This window comes from Lachnospiraceae bacterium KGMB03038 (genome assembly GCA_007361935.1).
Lineage (GTDB): Bacteria > Bacillota > Clostridia > Lachnospirales > Lachnospiraceae > Massilistercora.
Genome location: CP041667.1, coordinates 812,566 through 829,874, shown reverse-complemented (window position 1 = coordinate 829,874; position 17,309 = coordinate 812,566). Strand labels below are relative to the sequence as shown.

At 42.1% G+C, this 17,309-nt stretch carries 20 protein-coding genes and 1 pseudogene; 2 read left to right on the top strand and 19 right to left on the bottom strand.

The window, feature by feature from the left end; all coding sequences use genetic code 11:
- Window positions 1-74: 74 nt before the first annotated feature.
- From FND36_04115 to murI, 4 genes are all read right to left on the bottom strand, one after another.
- Window positions 75-1,010, bottom strand: coding sequence for a HAMP domain-containing histidine kinase (locus FND36_04115; protein QDW73290.1), 936 nt, complete (start codon window positions 1,008-1,010; stop codon window positions 75-77).
- Complete coding sequence (locus FND36_04110; protein QDW73289.1) at window positions 998-1,660, bottom strand: response regulator transcription factor; 663 nt, start codon at window positions 1,658-1,660, stop codon at window positions 998-1,000. The genes FND36_04115 and FND36_04110 overlap by 13 nt, the downstream gene beginning before the upstream one ends.
- Before the next feature lie 117 nt (window positions 1,661-1,777).
- Entirely contained in the window at window positions 1,778-2,581 is an 804-nt protein-coding gene (locus FND36_04105) for a MerR family transcriptional regulator (GenBank protein QDW75532.1), read from the bottom strand.
- Between the two features lie 119 nt (window positions 2,582-2,700).
- Window positions 2,701-3,495: a glutamate racemase gene (gene murI, locus FND36_04100; GenBank protein QDW73288.1), complete on the bottom strand. Its 795-nt coding sequence runs from the start codon at window positions 3,493-3,495 to the stop codon at window positions 2,701-2,703.
- A 283-nt stretch (window positions 3,496-3,778) separates the two neighbouring features.
- Between murI and FND36_04095 the strand changes: the two genes are divergently transcribed.
- Window positions 3,779-4,099, top strand: coding sequence for a multidrug efflux SMR transporter (locus FND36_04095; GenBank protein ID QDW73287.1), 321 nt, complete (start codon window positions 3,779-3,781; stop codon window positions 4,097-4,099).
- 75 nt (window positions 4,100-4,174) lie between these two features.
- Here the strand turns inward: FND36_04095 and FND36_04090 are convergent, their stop codons facing one another.
- The 3 genes from FND36_04090 to FND36_04080 form a co-directional block, all read right to left on the bottom strand.
- Window positions 4,175-4,513 (bottom strand): hypothetical protein, encoded by a 339-nt coding sequence (locus FND36_04090; protein ID QDW73286.1) that lies wholly within the window; start codon window positions 4,511-4,513, stop codon window positions 4,175-4,177.
- Between the two features lie 43 nt (window positions 4,514-4,556).
- Window positions 4,557-6,170, bottom strand: a complete 1,614-nt coding sequence (locus FND36_04085) for a DUF4368 domain-containing protein (GenBank protein ID QDW73285.1) — start codon at window positions 6,168-6,170, stop codon at window positions 4,557-4,559.
- Window positions 6,171-6,281: 111 nt separating this feature from the next.
- Window positions 6,282-6,491: a tRNA wybutosine-synthesizing protein 3-like protein gene (locus FND36_04080; protein ID QDW73284.1), complete on the bottom strand. Its 210-nt coding sequence runs from the start codon at window positions 6,489-6,491 to the stop codon at window positions 6,282-6,284.
- On the opposite strand from FND36_04080, the pseudogene FND36_04075 reads away from it, so the two are divergent.
- Window positions 6,486-6,662: pseudogene (locus FND36_04075) on the top strand (conjugal transfer protein). The gene FND36_04080 and the pseudogene FND36_04075 sit on opposite strands and share 6 nt — an antisense overlap.
- An 815-nt stretch (window positions 6,663-7,477) precedes the next feature.
- Here FND36_04075 and FND36_04070 read toward each other — a convergent pair.
- The 12 genes from FND36_04070 to FND36_04015 all read right to left on the bottom strand — a co-directional run bounded on the left by FND36_04070 (window position 7,478) and on the right by FND36_04015 (window position 17,295).
- Window positions 7,478-8,692 carry an XRE family transcriptional regulator gene (locus tag FND36_04070; protein ID QDW73283.1) on the bottom strand — a complete coding sequence of 405 codons (1,215 nt, stop codon included), beginning with the start codon at window positions 8,690-8,692 and terminating at the stop codon, window positions 7,478-7,480.
- A 127-nt stretch (window positions 8,693-8,819) separates the two neighbouring features.
- Window positions 8,820-9,290: an AraC family transcriptional regulator gene (locus FND36_04065; protein ID QDW73282.1), complete on the bottom strand. Its 471-nt coding sequence runs from the start codon at window positions 9,288-9,290 to the stop codon at window positions 8,820-8,822.
- Complete coding sequence (locus FND36_04060) at window positions 9,287-9,529, bottom strand: DUF3781 domain-containing protein (GenBank protein QDW73281.1); 243 nt, start codon at window positions 9,527-9,529, stop codon at window positions 9,287-9,289. Before FND36_04060 ends, FND36_04065 begins: the two co-directional genes overlap by 4 nt.
- A 622-nt stretch (window positions 9,530-10,151) precedes the next feature.
- Complete coding sequence (locus FND36_04055; protein QDW73280.1) at window positions 10,152-10,946, bottom strand: MBL fold metallo-hydrolase; 795 nt, start codon at window positions 10,944-10,946, stop codon at window positions 10,152-10,154.
- A 185-nt stretch (window positions 10,947-11,131) separates the two neighbouring features.
- Window positions 11,132-11,278, bottom strand: a complete 147-nt coding sequence (locus tag FND36_04050; protein QDW73279.1) for a helix-turn-helix transcriptional regulator — start codon at window positions 11,276-11,278, stop codon at window positions 11,132-11,134.
- Window positions 11,279-11,405: 127 nt separating this feature from the next.
- Complete coding sequence (locus FND36_04045) at window positions 11,406-12,023, bottom strand: hypothetical protein (protein QDW73278.1); 618 nt, start codon at window positions 12,021-12,023, stop codon at window positions 11,406-11,408.
- Between the two features lie 20 nt (window positions 12,024-12,043).
- Window positions 12,044-12,832, bottom strand: coding sequence for an HAD family phosphatase (locus FND36_04040; protein QDW73277.1), 789 nt, complete (start codon window positions 12,830-12,832; stop codon window positions 12,044-12,046).
- Between the two features lie 39 nt (window positions 12,833-12,871).
- Window positions 12,872-13,591, bottom strand: a complete 720-nt coding sequence (locus FND36_04035; GenBank protein QDW73276.1) for a hypothetical protein — start codon at window positions 13,589-13,591, stop codon at window positions 12,872-12,874.
- Between the two features lie 5 nt (window positions 13,592-13,596).
- Entirely contained in the window at window positions 13,597-14,049 is a 453-nt protein-coding gene (locus tag FND36_04030; GenBank protein ID QDW73275.1) for a LytTR family transcriptional regulator, read from the bottom strand.
- Between the two features lie 201 nt (window positions 14,050-14,250).
- On the bottom strand, window positions 14,251-15,276 hold the full coding sequence (locus FND36_04025) for a J domain-containing protein (GenBank protein ID QDW73274.1): 1,026 nt from the start codon (window positions 15,274-15,276) through the stop codon (window positions 14,251-14,253).
- Window positions 15,277-15,368: 92 nt separating this feature from the next.
- On the bottom strand, window positions 15,369-16,262 hold the full coding sequence (locus FND36_04020; GenBank protein QDW73273.1) for a DUF91 domain-containing protein: 894 nt from the start codon (window positions 16,260-16,262) through the stop codon (window positions 15,369-15,371).
- Between the two features lie 16 nt (window positions 16,263-16,278).
- Window positions 16,279-17,295: a hypothetical protein gene (locus FND36_04015; protein ID QDW73272.1), complete on the bottom strand. Its 1,017-nt coding sequence runs from the start codon at window positions 17,293-17,295 to the stop codon at window positions 16,279-16,281.
- Between the last annotated feature and the right edge of the window lie 14 nt (window positions 17,296-17,309).

Below are 17,309 nucleotides of genomic sequence, written 5' to 3'. Positions count from 1 at the left end.
TCAAGATATGCTTATCCTAACAGGCAAAAATCACAGACCAGTCTCATTTGAACATGATCACAAAACTGTGACTATCACCCTTCTTTCTTCTTGCCATTTGGCAGGCAGATACAAAAATCCGACCCTCTTTCCGGCTCTGAATGTACTTCCACATAGCCGCCCTGCCCTTCCGCGATCTGGCGGACCAGGTAAAGCCCAATGCCGATTCCTTCCTCACTATGCACCTCTGGTTCCCGATAAAATCTGTTAAAAATCTGGGCCTGACGCTCTTTTTTGATTCCCTTTCCTGTATCCTCCACATGAATCTCTGTGAAAAACTCCCCTTTTCCTGCATAGATCAGGATAGATCCTCCGGCTTTGGTGTATTTCACAGCATTTTCCAAGAGATTATAGACCGCTTCTTCCGTCCATTTTCTGTCATGAGAGACTCGAAGATCCTCCTCCACACGGGCACCCAGAGCAATCCCTTTTGCGGCTGCCTGGGGAACCACCTCCTGGACTGCCGTCCGCAGGGTCTGTGTCAGGTTTTCTTCCTTCTTGCGGATCTGGATCACACCTGCCTCCAAACGGGATAATTTGACCAGGTTTTGAAACAAGAATTCCAGCTTCTCCGCCTGGTGTTCCAGCTTCTCCAGGAAATTTCTGGTCTCTTCCGGAAGGTTCTGGCTTTTCAGGATTTCCAGGCAGATCTTCTGATTGGCGATCGGCGTGCGCGTCTGATGAGAAATATCGGAAATCAGCTCTTTGACAGCTTCCCTGCTCCTGCTGCTCTCCTGCTCCTTTCGTTTCCAGATTTGATCTGCGCGGATCAATTTTTCATTGATCTTTCCCAAAAGAGAGTCCTCGATGTCCTCCGCAGGATCAAGTCTGCCGCCGGACATGACCGCATCCAGGTTCTTCTCCAGCCGGCCGGCAAAATCATAGATGTCTCGTTTCAGTTTCCAATTTTTCCATAACAATATTCCTGCCGCGGCCAAAAGAAAAACCGCGGCTATGCTTATCCAATCCATTGATACCCCATCCCATATACATTTGAAATATATCTGTGTTCCCCATCCTCGATCTTTCTGCGCAGACGGTTGATATTCACTGCCAGGGCATGCTTATCTACAAACTGATTTCCCCCATCCCACAATCTTTCCAACAAGACTTCATAGGTCAGAAGCTGTCCTTTGCGGGCAAGAAATTCCTGTAAGATACGAAATTCGGTGGGAGTCACCCCACATTCCAGCCCCCGGACCTGAACCAGCGCCTTTCCTAAATCGATTCTTAAGAATCCATCGTCAAAAATCTGTCCTTCCTTTTCCTGTATCCGCTTCAGGATCACATTGATCTTTTTTAGGAGGATCTTCATTGAAAATGGCTTTGTCACGTAATCTTCCGCTCCCAGTTCATAGCCTTTTAAGACATCCTCTTCCAGATCTCTCGCTGTCAGAAACAACACCGGCGTCTGACCGGCGATCCGCCGGCAGAATTCAAACCCTTCTCCATCCGGCAGATTCACATCCAAAAGGATCAAGGCTGTCCCTCCCTTTCTATATTGCTCTTTCCCTTCTTCTAAGGAATGGGCGGAAAGAGTCTGGAGCCCTTCCTGTCCCAGCACATAACAGATACTATCGTTCAATTCCCAGTCATCTTCGATCACTAAAATCTTTTGCATAGCTTTCCCCTTTTATGAATTTCTTCATCAGTGTAACATATCTTTTTCCTAAATGAAAAACAGTTTGGGAAAATCACGATCTTGTGATTTTCCCAAACTGCGTTGACACGTTTCGGATTATTCCCTCTCTATCGGAAAATAGATCTCTGTCTCCCACTCTTCCGGTGAAAGTCCGTCAAACTGGGTTTTCAGATAAAATTCATAAGGCGCCCCATTGCACTGATACCCTTGTTCCTTAATCCAGGTCACCAACGCCGCGTATGCCTCAGACAAGGTAGAATAGGCGCCTTTGTGGACCGTCCTCGCGCACAGCCCGGATTCGATGATCCGGTCCGCTTTCTCCTTCTCCCGGATTCCTAACACCAGTTCAATGTCGCTGCATTCGCGGTCAAATTCTTCATCATAGTAAACAGCTCCCACCATACCATTTGGCGTCACCTTTTCTTCCGGCACCCGTTTATATAGTTTCTCATAGTACCGGCCAAATTCGTCCACACCCATCTTCTGCCGGGATGCGATCACATTCCGTTCCGGCGCTTCTACAAGCTGGATCTCATACTTCTTCTGATATCCCATAATATCACCTGTCCTTTCAAAATCCCGCAGGTGTCCGGTCAATTCTTTCAAGATCTGATCCGTCTCCTGCCGCTGTTGTAATAACTTCTCCTTTTGCCGCAGCAATTTTGAAAAGAGCTCTTTTTCCTCTGCGCCGTTTAGCATCCCTCGGATTTCTTCCAATGGAAATCCGTACCGCTTCAGCCTCTGGATAAGAAGCATCACTTCCAGCTGGCCCTGGCTGTAATACCGATATCCTGTAAGCGCATCGACTTTCGCCGGCTTCAAAAGTCCCACCTTGTCATAGTGGCGCAGCGTCTTGATACTTACCTGGCAGATTCTGGAAAATTCCCCAATGGTAAACATAATACTCCTTTCCGCGGCGCTTTGTTTCTTCAAACGCGCCGCTTTCTGATCCGGATCTGGGATCAGTATAATGCCTGCCCTAAGGGGAGGGTCAAGACTTTTTTCTTTTTCTCTTCCGATCAATCAATCGGAAGGTTTAAAAGCCGCCAGCTTCTATCGATCATATCCGGGTCTTCCAGCGAATTTTCAATGATAATCTTCCGGTCCCGTTTCTCTTCACAGATCAGCCCCTGTTCCAGAAGCCGCCTGCGAAGTTCCATGGCTGTGCCCAGACTTCCGTCGATCAACGCGATCTTCCGGTCTCCCAGGAATTTTTTCAGATATCCTTTCAGAAATGGATAATGGGTGCAGCCCAGTACGATCGTTTCTGTATCTTCGGTCAGATAGGGAGTCAAATGTTCTTCAAAATAGGCTTCCAGCGTATCTCCGTCCAGTTCACCATGCTCTACAAATTCCATCAACCCCGCGCAGGGCACCGGGATTACCTCCTTCCCATTTCTATGCCGTTCCAACAGCCTATGGAATTTCTCCTGGCGGATGGTCATAGGCGTAGCCATTACCAAGATCCTTCCTCCATGGTTCTGCTCTACCGCCGGTTTTACCGCTGGTTCGATGCCCACGATCGGAAGGTTCGGGTACAATATCCTCAGCTTCGCCACCGCGGCGCTGGTCGCGGTATTACAGGCAATAGCCAGTCCTTTGATCCCCCGCTCCAAAAGCATCTCCACTACATGGAAGGTAAGCCTGCGGATGGTCTCCTGATCCTTCACTCCATAGGGCGCGTTTTTTGAATCTCCATAATAGATAAAATCATCGTAGGGCATGATCCTGACAGCTTCCCGCAGGACACTCAAGCCGCCGAGCCCTGAGTCCATAAAGCCGATCGGCAGTCCCTTTTTTCCCGATCTATCCACGTTTCCAACTTCCTTTCATCCTTCTGCCAGCAGGGAACCGCCGTTTAAGGTCCCCGCCGCTCTGCGATTTATCATACCGGGATTGTCCCAAAAAATCAATAGGAATCCTTTTTTTCTTGACAATCCAGAAAATCTTTGCTAGATTATAGCTTGGTTATAAAATCATAATAGTAAAAATTTGCCGCCGGGTAAATATGCGTTAGATCTGTATCAGCAGGCCATTGGGAGATACCGATTTGACGCTTTTTTTGTGGGCGGCAAAAGGAAAGAGAGGAAAAGATATATGGAATGGATATTTCTGTTTTTTGCGGGACTTTTAGAGGTTTTCTGGTCTACCTGCCTGAAACTTTCTGAAGGTTTCAGCGTTCTGAAATTTTCAGTTCTGACCATCATCGGCATGGTCTTCAGCTTTTTATTTCTGGCGCAAGCCACCAAAACCCTGCCCCTTGGCACATCCTACGCCATCTGGACCGGTATCGGCGCGCTAGGCGCGGTCGTTGTGGGAATTGTCCTGTTTAAAGAATCCTTTACCATGACCCGGCTGTTCTTTGTAGCGCTCCTGCTGATCGGGATCATCGGGTTGAAGGCCACTTCACCGCATTAACGTAAGTGGGGCCGGGGGATTTTTAAAAATCCCCCGGCCCCACTTAAAAAAGCCCTGTCCCTTTTCGGCATCTTTTTATTCCCCAGAAATCCGTTTCCATATTTCTTCATCATACCGTCCCCGCAGAAGCTGTCTAATTGCCAGAAACATAAAGGCGAACAAAATAAGCGTGTTCCTTTCCGCCGACTCTGGCGCATTTAATTGTCCGATCAATACTCCCAATCCGCCTCCTATAAAAAGATCAACCATGTGTTTTTTCACCTTCAATTTTTTCGTTTCTTTTAACGAAAGCAAAAAATTATGATCTGCAGTCTTGCGAAACTGCTCATCAGAAAGTCTATCTCCATTCAGCAGTTCATGAATACTGACGTCCAATTCCTCGCACAAAGGGGATAACATTGAAATATCTGGCATATATTTCCCGGTTTCCCTTAGTTAAAAATATTACTCTTGTTGATTACTCAACTTTTCCGATAAATCGGTAATATATCTCAATTTCCTGTATTCTTTCGTTATCCTCATTCGTTGTTGCTTCATGTATGAGGATTTTTTCTATCATGGCATTTAATAATGGTGCTGTCAGTTCCTTTGGTACGGAATATTCCTTGATTAACTCAATCCACTTTTCAGCACCTATCATATCCTGTTCCATTTTACTTAGTTCTTCTCTTAGGCTTGTTATCTGCTGTTCCAGTTCTATCTGTTCTTTTTGGTACTTGCTGGACAACATCACAAAATTTCGCTCTGTTATCTTCTCACAGGCTCTATCTTCATACATTTTCGCAAATAAACGGTCAATCTCATTTTGTCTGTTCTCGGCTTTCTTCAAGGTACTTGCCTTTTTCTTCTTTTCCCGTATTCGCTCTGCATTGCCGACTTTCTGTATCTTGTTCAATACCTTTTCTTCGTCCTGCTGTACTGCCTTAGCCCAATACTGCAAGCGTTCCAATACGGCTTGATACAGCACATCATAACGAATGTAGTGCATAGAACAATTACCTTTGCCAAACTGCCCGTAGTAACTGCAAGCATAATAACTGTATGGCGTTTTATTTGCCTTATTCGTTCCCAATCTCATAGACCAGCCACAATCCGCACACTTGACAAGCCCTGCAAAAATCGGCGTTGCCTTTTCCTTTGTCTGTCTGCGTCTTGATTTTATCTGCTCCTGCACACGATAGAACACTTCCTTGTCAATAATCGGCTCGTGAGTGTTTTCTACTCGAAACCATTCACTTTCGGGTTTACGCACTTTCTTTTTACTCTTGAACGATACCGTAGACTGCATATTGTGAACACTGTTTCCGATATAAACCTCACTTTTCAATATCGCCTTGACATGAGCAATCGTCCACTCATAACGCTTACTTTCGGGTTTTCCCTCAAAGATATGTGCAAAAGTACCATACCTTGTAAAATTCAGCCATGACGCTGTCGGAACTTTTTCTACTCTTAACTGCTTTGTGATTTTTGCACTTCCATAACCTTGATAGGCTAGGGAAAAGATTTTTTCAATAATCCATTTTGTTTCCTCATCAATCAACAGTTTTCCTTTGATATCAGGGTGTTTCTTATATCCCAACGGAGCATAAGCACCGTAATGAGCCCCCTCCGCAAACTTTGTCTTAAATGCTGATTTGACTTTACGGCTTGTATCTCTTGCCACCCATTCATTGATGATGTTCTTAAATGGTGCAATCTCACTTTCGCCTTTTTCGCTGTCTACACCGTCATCAATCGCTATGTAGCGGACATTATGACTAGGGAAATACAATTCTGTATATTGTCCTGTCATAATATAATTTCTGCCAAGACGAGAAAGGTCTTTCGTTACAACACAGTTGATTTTTCCTGCCTCTATATCCTCAATCATTCTTTGAAAACTCGGTCTGTCAAAATTTGTTCCCGACCAGCCGTCATCAATATATTCATCAATGACATTCAAATGATGTTCTTTTGCATATAGACGCAACATACTTCTTTGTGTAGTAATGCTGGAACTTTCGCCCTGTAATTCATCATCTCGGCTTAACCTAAGATAAAGTGCAGTATTGTAAATCTGTTGTTTCATTGTCAGTTATCCTCCTTTATAACTAACCCGTGTTTACAATACCTGCTTGCAAGTAAAGTATAACACGGGTACTTTTTGTCATTCAATCTATTTCTTACAACTGCACCGATTTTATGCGATTGTCTGCTTTGCTTTTTCCAGCATGACATCAGTTAGAAGTTCTTCCATTGTTTTGCCCTTTTCGGAAAAATGCTCTTTTACTACAATCTTTGTCTTTCCTCTGTTGCTAATGCCACACTTGCCATTTTTCTTTTGAATTGTTTTTACAGCATTATCAATAACACATACCCCCTTTCTGTAAAATCTTTCTAAGCAATTCAACGGCTTTTGTCATAGCCCACAGGAGTTCCACCTCTGCATAGTTCTTATGTAGCCGTACCCATTGCGTGCGACGTTCTGAACGCTCAAGCTGTGGCTGTACGGGAGTATCATTATCTGACAGCACAGGTCATGGCGATAAAAGAGGACAAGTCCTTTACAGGAACACAATAGGTTTTCGCTCGCTCTTGCAGGGGAAAGGTCGTGGCGTATTTGTTTCAACGGCTCGCTGTCTGTCAAACGTATTGAATTGCTTTATTCAGTTGTAAAAGAACGATTGAAAGAAGAAAATCGTCTTTCCTATATACCGCGTCGGAAAAGAGGGGAAACGTAACCAAAATCCAAAACTTTTTCCATTATTAGTACAAATGGAACGGTTCATTTTGGCAATCAACGGTTGATTTTCTCCTTTTTCATTACTATCTGTATAGCAAACGTCCATTTGCTAAGTTGAAATAGAAAAATTTTAACTTCTTTTCTTACACCATATAGGGACAGAAATTGTCGTTTTGCTAAGTTGATGATGAAAAAGATTATTTTTCTTCTCACACCCTAACTACCCATACAACACCGTTACTGCCAACTATGGAATGAAATATTTTCTTTGCACCATATAGGGAACGGAAACCATGAATTGTTAAGTTGAGAACAAAGTATTTTCATCTTTTCACATCAACACTCAACTGCTAATGCCTGTTTGAATACAAAATGATGATGTTTTTCCTCTTTTCATAGAACACTGTCCACTAATCACGAATTTCCGTCATTTTTTCAAAACTTTTTTCTCCTTTCACATCATATAGGGACAGCAAGACCCGATTTAATGACCTATTTTCAAAAAAAGTTTAGATTTCCTTTTCTCGCACCATATCTGTACGCAAGTAGCCGTTTTGTTGCAGATTTGATAAAAAATTTATTTTTCTTCTTTCACTTCACATAGGGAATGAAAACAGCTCTTTGCTGACTAAATCTGAAATTTTTCAATTACATTAAAAAATACCGTCATTCTCTTGTGGAACAGCGGTATCTATACGTTCTTCTATGGTTGATTTCTCTAATTGTAATAAATGTTTATGCTTGTCTTTAAGTTCTGCCTGCTCAATCATATCTTTCAGTATCGTTGTATGATTTTCTCTGTCTAATGCCTGTACCATTTTTATTGTTGGTGCAACTTGTCTTTGTAGCCAATGCAACGCTTTTTGTAAAGTGTAAGGCTCTGGCTTTGTGGTTAAGCGTATCGGCTCTCTGTTTTCCCCTACAAACCATGCCCAATCATCATTTGTTATCCATTGACTTTTTGGCTTGTCGTCCTCTCTGTCAACAAAGCGGACATAATGATTGATGATAGAAAAAGCGGTGCGTTCAGCGTCCCGATAGGTCAGTAAATCTACAACCGCATAATAGGCTCGTTCATTCTTCATGCGTATTTCAAAACGGTTCTTAATCTCCGTATCTTCAATTTCTGTGCCATTCTTGACATACTGCTCATAATTTTTCTGATAAGCACACATATATAATTCGCTACTTGTTGAACCGAGATATAAGGTTTCTCCTGTATTCTTTGGTAAATCGCTACCGCATTTTTCTGTACCGCTGTAATCTTTCTGCATACGAAAATAGGAAACACATTCGCCAGCCTTGTATTTTTCCTTTAACTTTGGAATATCCAATATTCCTGCTCGGTCATTGATAGCCAAATCAAGCCGTTTCATCACACCACCAGCTGTCATACAATCCAGCATGAAGTCATACCATGAGCGTTCCTGTGCCAGCAGATAACATTCCATTTGCCGACAGCCTTTGCCTTTCAGTTCCAATAAAACACCTAAATGCTCCTGCATGGAACACATGATATTGATGTCGCCAAGTACATATTTGCTTTCATATCCGTATTTTCCATAATCTTCATAAAGCATATAATCAGATTTCAGTTGCAATACATCACGGATAATCGCCAATGCGTCCGTAGTAGGAAAGCGGACACGAAAGTAATCAATCAATAAGAATAGTGGTTCTTGCGGATTGAAACGCTCAATCTGTTTTTCTATGACTTCTCTTAATTCGTCATTCAATGGCTGTTTCCCTTTTTCAATGCGGTTGTAATATTCACGGCTGATACCACAGGCAACAGCAAGCCTTGTTTGTGTTACTCCGTATTCCTCACGCTTTTGTCTTAATTCTTCAATAAAGTTTTTATCATTCATTTTTAAATTCCTCCAATCAAAAAAGGCAACTACCATAATTGATAATTGCCTGTCATTAAAAATCTGTATAGAAAAAGCAGTCAATCCTAAGACTAACTGCTTTGTGTGTATGGATATAAAATTGTTTCTAATCTTGAATAGGTATCCAAATTTCAATAACTGAATTATCACTATTCCAATGAAAACGATAATCGTATTTTTCAAAGTGTAGGATAATATCTTTTATAGGAATATACGATGTACTAGGAATAATTTCTTGATAAATCTTGCCATAAGTTTCATATATTTTATCCATAGCACCAATATGCTCCACAACCAAATATTTATAAGACGGTATTTCTTTATACAGAAAGCCCTCTGGGGTAATGGTTCTTTGGGGAATAGAACAGAAATAATAAAGTTTTCCATTTCTTCTTTCCATAAAAGCATATTTTACCCAATTTCCCGATTGTGAAAGATACGCTTTTTTCAAACTACTGTTAAACTTTCTCCAAAACTGTGTACTAATCTGAATATTCTTTTTTTGATAATTAGTCAGTTCTACTTCTTGCCCAATAACTGCAAATGCGTTTAATTCCTTTATAGAAAAATTTATCATTTTACCTTGTGAGCAGTGATAACGGTATAACTGTACGCATTTACCGTTATAATACAATTATCAATCGTTATATACCAGTTTTTTCCTTTTCTTGTGATTTCCGCATTAGAAAGGCTAATTTTTTCTTTGCACCATTCAATTACATTTTCTACATTCAAAGATAAGTTCTTTTTAATTCTAATAACGCCAAGTTCAGTTGTGTGAAGTCTTCCTAAGTTTTCCAGTAATTCATTTTCCATATTTTGATACCTCATTTTTCAGCAAATTTATTTGTATGTTTTATATCCCAATTATAACATTCTCATATCAGCACTACAATAAAAAATAATTAAGCACCAATAATCTTATTGAACATCTACAACCGTAAATCTTTCACACCATCAGTGTTAAACACTGAGCTGACAGCAATTACGACAGCTACCATAATTGATAATTGCATGCACTTAAATTTCTGCAAAAGAAAACGACAATCAATTTCTTATTTTTTGAAATCAACTGTCTTTCTCATATTTACTATTCAATTTTCATAGTGATATAGGTACAATTTATATCACTACTGTAAAAATGCGGTTTTGCCTTATAAATACAGCGTTTTCCGCTTGTTAGTGTATAGTGTTTCTTGTTTTTTGTGCCCCCCTTGTTAGATAACGGGGGCTTATAAGGCTCGCTACGCTCGCCCAACCGACGAAGTGAACCAGCCCCTCGCCAGCTTTGCTGGCGTGGCGCTATGTCTTACGACCGCCACCGTGGACGGATCACTCCGTCGGTTTGCGAGATTTTGAGCGTATCTTCCACACAAACTGGGAGTTGTAATTACATTTCTAAAAAATCGAATAATCTTTTATAAAATTAAATATATATTTAGATTTCAATAACATCACCGCAAGACATATAATTCATATTATCCATTTGTTGAGATAGATAATGATATGCCTTTTCACCAGTGCAATGACAAGTATAAAATTCAATATCTTTATACTTTTGTAATTCCATTGCAATACTGTTTAACAATTCTTTTGATACTGTTTTCTTTGTAAGTGGGTTGAACAAATGAAAACCACCAATACAAAAATGTGGTTGATACTTCTCTGCTTCTTCCATGATATTTACAACACCAGAATGCCCACACCCCATAATAACTACTACTTTATTTTCTGAAATAATCAAGTTTTGTTCGTGTACAAAAGTATCTTTGCCCTTTTTATCATAAAGAGCATTATTGGCAGGAGAATAAAATTTATTTGTTTTACTTACTGTAAATAGCGATAATTCTTCATCAATTTTATAATTACCATTCAATAGTTTGATTTGCCTATTAGATTTAAGCTTACTATCAATTCCAACTGGTATTTTAAGAAATAAGGTTTTACTGTAATGTGGTTCAAAGGCTTCCTTTTGCACATAGATATTTGCCACAGAATTAATATCTAAAAATTTTTTCAATGCTCCTCCATGGTCAAAATGCCCATGAGAAATAATAACAGTATCCACTTTTGAAATATCTATATTTCTTTTCATAGCATTTTCAAATAATGTGCTATCTGAACCTAAATCAAATAGAATTTTATGTGATTTCGTTTCAATATATAAGGAAAGTCCGTGTTTTGTTTTAAGTTCTGACTTAGTCGTATTTTCAACTAATGAAGTTATTCTCATAAAATCTCCTTTACAATTCTAATTTATCGTTCTCTTTTACAAAAATTATATCACGCTAGAAACGAACAGTCATTCTTTTTCAGTTATCTAATGAAAATTTATTAGATATAGAAAAAGACACTATATTTCAAGTGCCATTCTCTTATACATCAGTATTCTGCAAGCAGGTAAACACAGGTTGTTTCTTAATATCCTTTTGTTTGGGAAACTCCGGTTTCCCAGCGTGAAACTGTCTTATTAGTCACTCCCAGCCGTTCTCCAAGCTGTGCCTGTGTAAGTCCTTTTTCTTTTCGCAGCTGCGCAATAAACTCCCCCACTTTTCCCTGATCCATATGCCCACCTCCATGGTTAAGATAACATAAATACGTTTATATGGCTTCCCCATAAATAGCGAATTCAAAAAGGGACAGGGGATTTTCAATTTGGGCCGGGGGATTTTTAAAAATCCCCCGGCCCCACTTAGTACTTAAGCCGGATCAGTCCGCCTTTTTCCTCATATCCTGTATCCCACATTTCATTTAAAGAGAATATTTCCGCCTCCCCATAAGTCGCCGTCTTGATCTTAAGATCCTCTTCCAAGTCCTCATAGCCTACCAGCAGGAACCAGTGCCAAGTATAATCCTTGAACTGCTTCACATCCTGATGCCGCAAAAGAAGACAGGGGACTGGCATCCCCTGATCGATCTGTTCCATGATAAAGGTTCTGGCTTCGGCGGCGCTCTTCCTTCCGTCAAACACACTCATATCCACATGGATCTGACAGCCTTTTCTGTCATTGACATCTCGGATATACCTTTGAAATCCGTCAATAAACCACTGCGGATTCTTCACGCCTCCTACTCTGGGGCGGATGTAAGGCTTCATGATCTGGCTGAATTCCCGGTAATCCCGAATCGACAGATTATCCTTGTCGAAAGGATACAACTGATCTAAATCTCGATATTTAGCAAAATATATGCAGCAGTCGCAGGCCGTCGCCGCGGCGCAGCCTCCCATATTCATCACAATATTCGTAAACCAGTCTTGATTCCCGCCAAAAGCCCCCTCTATGGTAAAATAGGGTATTTCCTTCCACATAAATCATCACACCTTGTCTGTCAAAAAATCATCTGATAATATTCCAATGCTTTTTTAATTCCGTCATTCTCCACCGTATCTGTCACATACTCCACATAAGGATCCAGGACAGCATCGTGTTTCCCCATCGCAATCCCATGAGCGGCATACCGAAACATGGACAGATCATTGGAACTGTCTCCCACCACATAGATGCATTCTTCATCCAGTCCCAGATAATCCTTCATAAACTGGATCGCTGTGGCTTTAGAAAATTTTTTCTGAATACATTCATACATTCCCCCGCCTCTGTCTATCGGTTCCATATCTTCACTGATCATTTGGAAAAAGCGTTCCTTTTCACTTTTCTCATCCATATATGCCAATATCTTATCGTACTGAAAATCTTTTTTTTCAATCCAGCTCTCCCTGCCAAGGCCCAAACCCGCCATATATCTTCTGGAACTTTCCAACTGCTCAAACCGATAAATCCGGCTGGAAAAATAAATATCTTCTGTCCCTTCCAGAAACCCTTCCACGCTGCAGCTTTCCATAGCGTCGATCAACTCTTTTCCCCGCTCAAAGGGGATCGGATGTTCCAACAGTACCTGATCCTCATAAACAAGATAAGTCCCGCAGCCGCACAAGAAGCCATCAAAACCAAAGGCTTTGATGGCCGGAGGCAGACTGCAAAAGGTCCGTCCTGTATTGATAAATAGCTTATGTCCATTTGCCCTGGCGCTTCGCATCGCTTCCTTCGCGCTCTCAGGAATCTTTCCGTCAAGCTCACTGATCAAAGTTCCATCGATGTCAAAAAACAACGCTGCCATAATTCCTCCTTTGTGTTCTATTCTCCCGCGGACTTTCGCCTAAATATAGACGACTGTCACCATGCTGAAACACACTTTCCCTTCTAGATTCAGTACTGGACCGCCGGGACTTCCGCCCTGGTTTTTCTCTTTCACTCCGGCGAACACTGTCTCAACTCTGTTCACCACATTCCAGTGCTTCGGCACATACAAACTCACGCTGCTAAATGCCGCATCCAGTCTGATATCCGCCTTCCCTCTCTGGATCAGCGCATTATCAAGGTAAATTTTTATTCCCCCAAAAGAGCATTTCACATCTGCTCCAAGGAAATCATCGGAATTTACATATTTGATACTGCTGGAAAAAGAAGTGATAAATTCCATCCATTGTCCTTCTGCCGACTCTGTTGTCCAGGTCCCATTTCCATCATGGAAACCGCTGTCCGGCTGATGGCCATCCCAGTCTCTCATATCCTTTTTCCCCGGCCGAAACAACATCCCGCAGCCTATACTTCCCAAAAGCGCCGCGCCAAGGATCGGCCATGGCACCAGCGCCTCGATCCCAAGAGGTTCTGCATAGATGATACACAAAAACGCAATGGAAAACAAGACTCCTGTGATACTTTTATGTCCAATGCTCTTGATCAGCCATGCCGCGAAAAATACAGTCAGGATCAAATCCCAGAAATGGATTCCCTCAAAAATACCTAGTCCGCTCACAATCAAAAACACTGCCGCTAAAATAAAAAATACTCCCCAAAATATCCGTTCTTTTTTCATGATCTCTACCTCTTTTCTCCCAGTCTTTCTCTTAAAGGCTTATAGTAATATCTAGACACATACACTTGTTTGTGGGAACCTTGGAACTCTACCATACAGGATGAAGGCAGTGTTTTGGTCACTGCGTAGATTTTCCGCAGATTCAAAATCGCGGATTTGGACACTCGCATAAAATATCCCGGAAGAGATTCTTCCAGTTCATAAAGGCGCTTCCCGGTCTGATAGGTCTCTTTCCTGGTGTGAGCATACACACTCCCTTCTTCTGTTTCAAAGAAAAGAATCTCGTCCAACCCCAGATAATACTCAGTATCCCCTTTAAAAAGCGCCAGTTTCTTCTCCCCTGCCTCTATAGCGGCTACTGCCTTCTGGATTCGCTGAACAGTCTCGCTAAAACTTCCGGCTCGGATGACTACCTCTTCTTCTGTTAAATTATCCTGGATCTCTACTCGTATCTTCATCGTTCCTTCTCCCTGGACTTATCTAACCACAACTTGACCGAAAAGTAAACGCTTTTCACCCAAGTGGCAGGGATTGACTGGTAAGTGGCAGATTTTCTCTCCTAAGTATACAATGGTATCTCTTGACACAAACAGAGATTCGGACTAAAACAAAGAAAACCGCTTCGGTATGCCTGATACCGAAGCGGTTTTCTCTATTCTTTATGCCGCGCTGGCAGTTCCCCTGGAGTTTCCTCCTCTTCCGCAGAGCTGTTCAAATTCCTGGAGCTTCTGCCTTGCTTCTGGAGACAGGTTCCTGGGTACCTGAACCTCCACCGTCACATATTGATCCCCATGTACGGACGGATCCTTCATGGAAACGATTCCTTTTCCCCGCAGCCGGATCTTGCTTCCCGACTGAGTCCCTTCTTTGATCTTGCACAGCACGTTTCCATAGATGGTCTGTACTGTGGCTTCCCCGCCAAGGGCCGCCGTAGCAAATGGAACCCGCACCGTAGTATACAGATCCATGCCCTTTCTCTGAAATCCGGGCCGCTCTCCCACCGTCACTTTCAACAGCAGATCTCCTGCCTGGCCGCCTCCCGCGCCTGGCTGACCTTTCCCTCTCAAACGGACGGTCTTGCCGCTCTCAATCCCTGCCGGGATCTTGACCTGTAAAGACTGAACACTCCCATCAGCGCTGTTTTCCAGATGGATTACTTTCTCGCACCCAAATGCGGCTTCATCAAAGCTGACCGAGATATCCGCATGAAGATCTGCTCCCCTCTGCTGATAGCTTCTCCCTCCAAAGCCTCCGGAGAAAGATCCTCTATGGAATCCCTGGCCGCCAAAACCATCGAATTGGGAATCATGAAAGGCATCGCCAAAAATATCTTTAAACAGATCGTCCATATTGCCGCCTTCAAAATGATACTCCCGATAACCGCCATTTCCGCGGCTGCCCGCATATCCGCTCTGACCGCTCCATCGTCCCTGACCGTTCCACTGTCCCTGACTTCCATCAAAGGCCGCATGGCCGAACTGATCATATAGTTTTTTCTTTTCTTTATCACTCAGCACATTGTAAGCTTCTGTGACTTCTTTAAACTTTTTCTCCGCTTCACTGTCACCCGCGTTTGTGTCTGGATGGTATTTCTTCGCTAATTTTCTATATGCTTTCTTAATTGCTCCCGGATCCGCATCCCTGCCGACTCCCAGGACATCGTAATAATCTCTTTTCCGTGTCATATTATCACCACCTGTTCTATTTGTAATATAACACTCGTTTTTTGTGATGTCAAGAGAGGGGTGAATATTTTTCAATCACGTCTGCTCTGGGTTTATGCCTCCCGGTATGCCCGGTCGATCAGTGGTTTCGCCTTTTCAAAATCTTCCGCGCATTTGATCGTTATCTGTAAATCTCCGGTTCCATAATGACCAATATTTCGCATATCCCTGGTAAATCCTCGTTCTAATCCTACCGTATCTGGGTTTAGCTTTAAAAACAAATGAATTTCCTTGCTGTATATCTCAATACAGACAAAATTTTTCACTTTTTTGTACGCCAAATATAACTTTACTTGATTCGGTACAATATCATCTCCCAGAGATTCTATATAATCGCAGATAGATTCATAGATAGCGCAAATCGATTCCTGCGCTGTTTCCAGTTTCTCCAAATGTGTTTTTTCATTACAATTTTTCTTTTCTGCTCTATCCGCCGTTTCTGTAATACTCTTTACTACCGGAGCGTTTAAATGCTCAAACAGCATCAAATCTCCGTCATATTTTTGATATTTTACCAGCTTGATATTTCTCTGCATCTGATTGACTGCATGCAGATCATACTTGGTAAAATCATTCGCCACACAAATCACACAGGGGATAGACCAGTCAATCTGTTCCGCGGCTTCCATTCCCAGCTTTTCAATCACCAGTAATTTGAAATCCGCCTTATGATCCAGAAGCCAATCCAGATAGAACAGCCCCTGATTTATTACATTTTCATTACTGCTGCGTTTATACTCAAAAATGACCGGGCAATTATTCTCGTCAATACCAATACTGTCCATCCGACCATTCGTAATTGCATATTCGCTTTTTAAAAAGCGGACGCCAAAAAATATCTCCATGTTTTGTTCGATGAGATTTTGTAATTCCTTCTCTAAAACCGCCGTTGATGAATTCAATTGACGGACTTCATCCCGGACGGAAAATAATTTAATCTCCGACATAGTTTTTTCCTCTCTGCTAAAATATCTGCCTTTGCATTTCCTTTTGAAATTCTTCCAATGCTCTCAGCCTTTTCACTCTTCGAAGTTTAATCCCGCACACATCGCAAATGTGTTCCAGCCCTGCCTCTAAAATCACATTAGACACACGGATTTCTTTCGGCGCGCCATATTCAAAGATGAACGCGATTATTTCATCCGCAATCGATACCCCCGCATCATCATCCGGCTCCTGCAGTTCGCAGGTAATGATCATTCCGCTTTCTGCCTCTGCGATCACACAAAGCAGTGGATTGGCAGGACGTTCATATTTTTTATCTTTAATAGTGACCCCTGTTCCCCACACATCCGCTTCCAATACTGCATCACATTTTTCCGCCTCTGCCAGATCTTCCAAGAGAATTTCATCTGTCAGGATCAATTTTTTAAACCGAAACATGGTAAAAGGAAGCGGTTTTTCTCCAAAATTCCAGGTTTTCTTTCCTTCTCCAAACTCAAAGCAGAACATATTCCCATTCTCGAAGTCAACGGAAACGTCTGCTTGTTTATAGTATTCCAAGGCAAGTTTCAGGTCCCGCAGGTGTTCTGTCATCCGAATCACTTCTTCCCGATCCATCTGCCAGGGTCTATATCCAGGTTTGAAGGACAGAAAGTATAACCACTGGTTCCTGCCGCGATATTTATAACCCAGATCTTTAATGACTTTTCTCTGCTTTTCTGTCAGCTCCTCTCGATTTCCCCAATAGCAGGTCAGATTCTTCTGCTGTGACATGGCATATTCAGGAGTCAGATTCAGCGCCTCCTGCATCGAGAGCATCAGAAAATCATTCAGGCCTTCATATCCTTCATAGACAGAAATCCCATAACACTCACCGCCTCGACCCAGGATACTAAAGAACACCGTATCCGCTTCTGCCCCATTTCGTATCCCTATCAAATCCAGATCCCAGAGAAATTCCCACGGTTTCTGCTCTTTGATTTCTGTTGCCGCCTGATATAATTCTTTCCATTGGTCTAAGTTCGCTTCTGTTCTCATTATCCTTTATCCTT

Bases quoted from the DNA above. Each gene is read 5' to 3' on its own strand.
- FND36_04115 (QDW73290.1), bottom strand. From the start codon at position 1,010: ATGGATTGGATAAGCATAGCCGCGGTTTTTCTTTTGGCCGCGGCAGGA.
- FND36_04110 (QDW73289.1), bottom strand. From the start codon at position 1,660: ATGCAAAAGATTTTAGTGATCGAAGATGACTGGGAATTGAACGATAGT.
- FND36_04105 (QDW75532.1), bottom strand. From the start codon at position 2,581: ATGTTTACCATTGGGGAATTTTCCAGAATCTGCCAGGTAAGTATCAAG.
- FND36_04095 (QDW73287.1), top strand. From the start codon at position 3,779: ATGGAATGGATATTTCTGTTTTTTGCGGGACTTTTAGAGGTTTTCTGG.
- FND36_04090 (QDW73286.1), bottom strand. From the start codon at position 4,513: ATGCCAGATATTTCAATGTTATCCCCTTTGTGCGAGGAATTGGACGTC.
- FND36_04085 (QDW73285.1), bottom strand. From the start codon at position 6,170: ATGAAACAACAGATTTACAATACTGCACTTTATCTTAGGTTAAGCCGA.
- FND36_04070 (QDW73283.1), bottom strand. From the start codon at position 8,692: ATGAATGATAAAAACTTTATTGAAGAATTAAGACAAAAGCGTGAGGAA.
- FND36_04065 (QDW73282.1), bottom strand. From the start codon at position 9,290: ATGATAAATTTTTCTATAAAGGAATTAAACGCATTTGCAGTTATTGGG.
- FND36_04060 (QDW73281.1), bottom strand. From the start codon at position 9,529: ATGGAAAATGAATTACTGGAAAACTTAGGAAGACTTCACACAACTGAA.
- FND36_04055 (QDW73280.1), bottom strand. From the start codon at position 10,946: ATGAGAATAACTTCATTAGTTGAAAATACGACTAAGTCAGAACTTAAA.
- FND36_04050 (QDW73279.1), bottom strand. From the start codon at position 11,278: ATGGATCAGGGAAAAGTGGGGGAGTTTATTGCGCAGCTGCGAAAAGAA.
- FND36_04045 (QDW73278.1), bottom strand. From the start codon at position 12,023: ATGTGGAAGGAAATACCCTATTTTACCATAGAGGGGGCTTTTGGCGGG.
- FND36_04040 (QDW73277.1), bottom strand. From the start codon at position 12,832: ATGGCAGCGTTGTTTTTTGACATCGATGGAACTTTGATCAGTGAGCTT.
- FND36_04035 (QDW73276.1), bottom strand. From the start codon at position 13,591: ATGAAAAAAGAACGGATATTTTGGGGAGTATTTTTTATTTTAGCGGCA.
- FND36_04030 (QDW73275.1), bottom strand. From the start codon at position 14,049: ATGAAGATACGAGTAGAGATCCAGGATAATTTAACAGAAGAAGAGGTA.
- FND36_04025 (QDW73274.1), bottom strand. From the start codon at position 15,276: ATGACACGGAAAAGAGATTATTACGATGTCCTGGGAGTCGGCAGGGAT.
- FND36_04020 (QDW73273.1), bottom strand. From the start codon at position 16,262: ATGTCGGAGATTAAATTATTTTCCGTCCGGGATGAAGTCCGTCAATTG.
- FND36_04015 (QDW73272.1), bottom strand. From the start codon at position 17,295: ATGAGAACAGAAGCGAACTTAGACCAATGGAAAGAATTATATCAGGCG.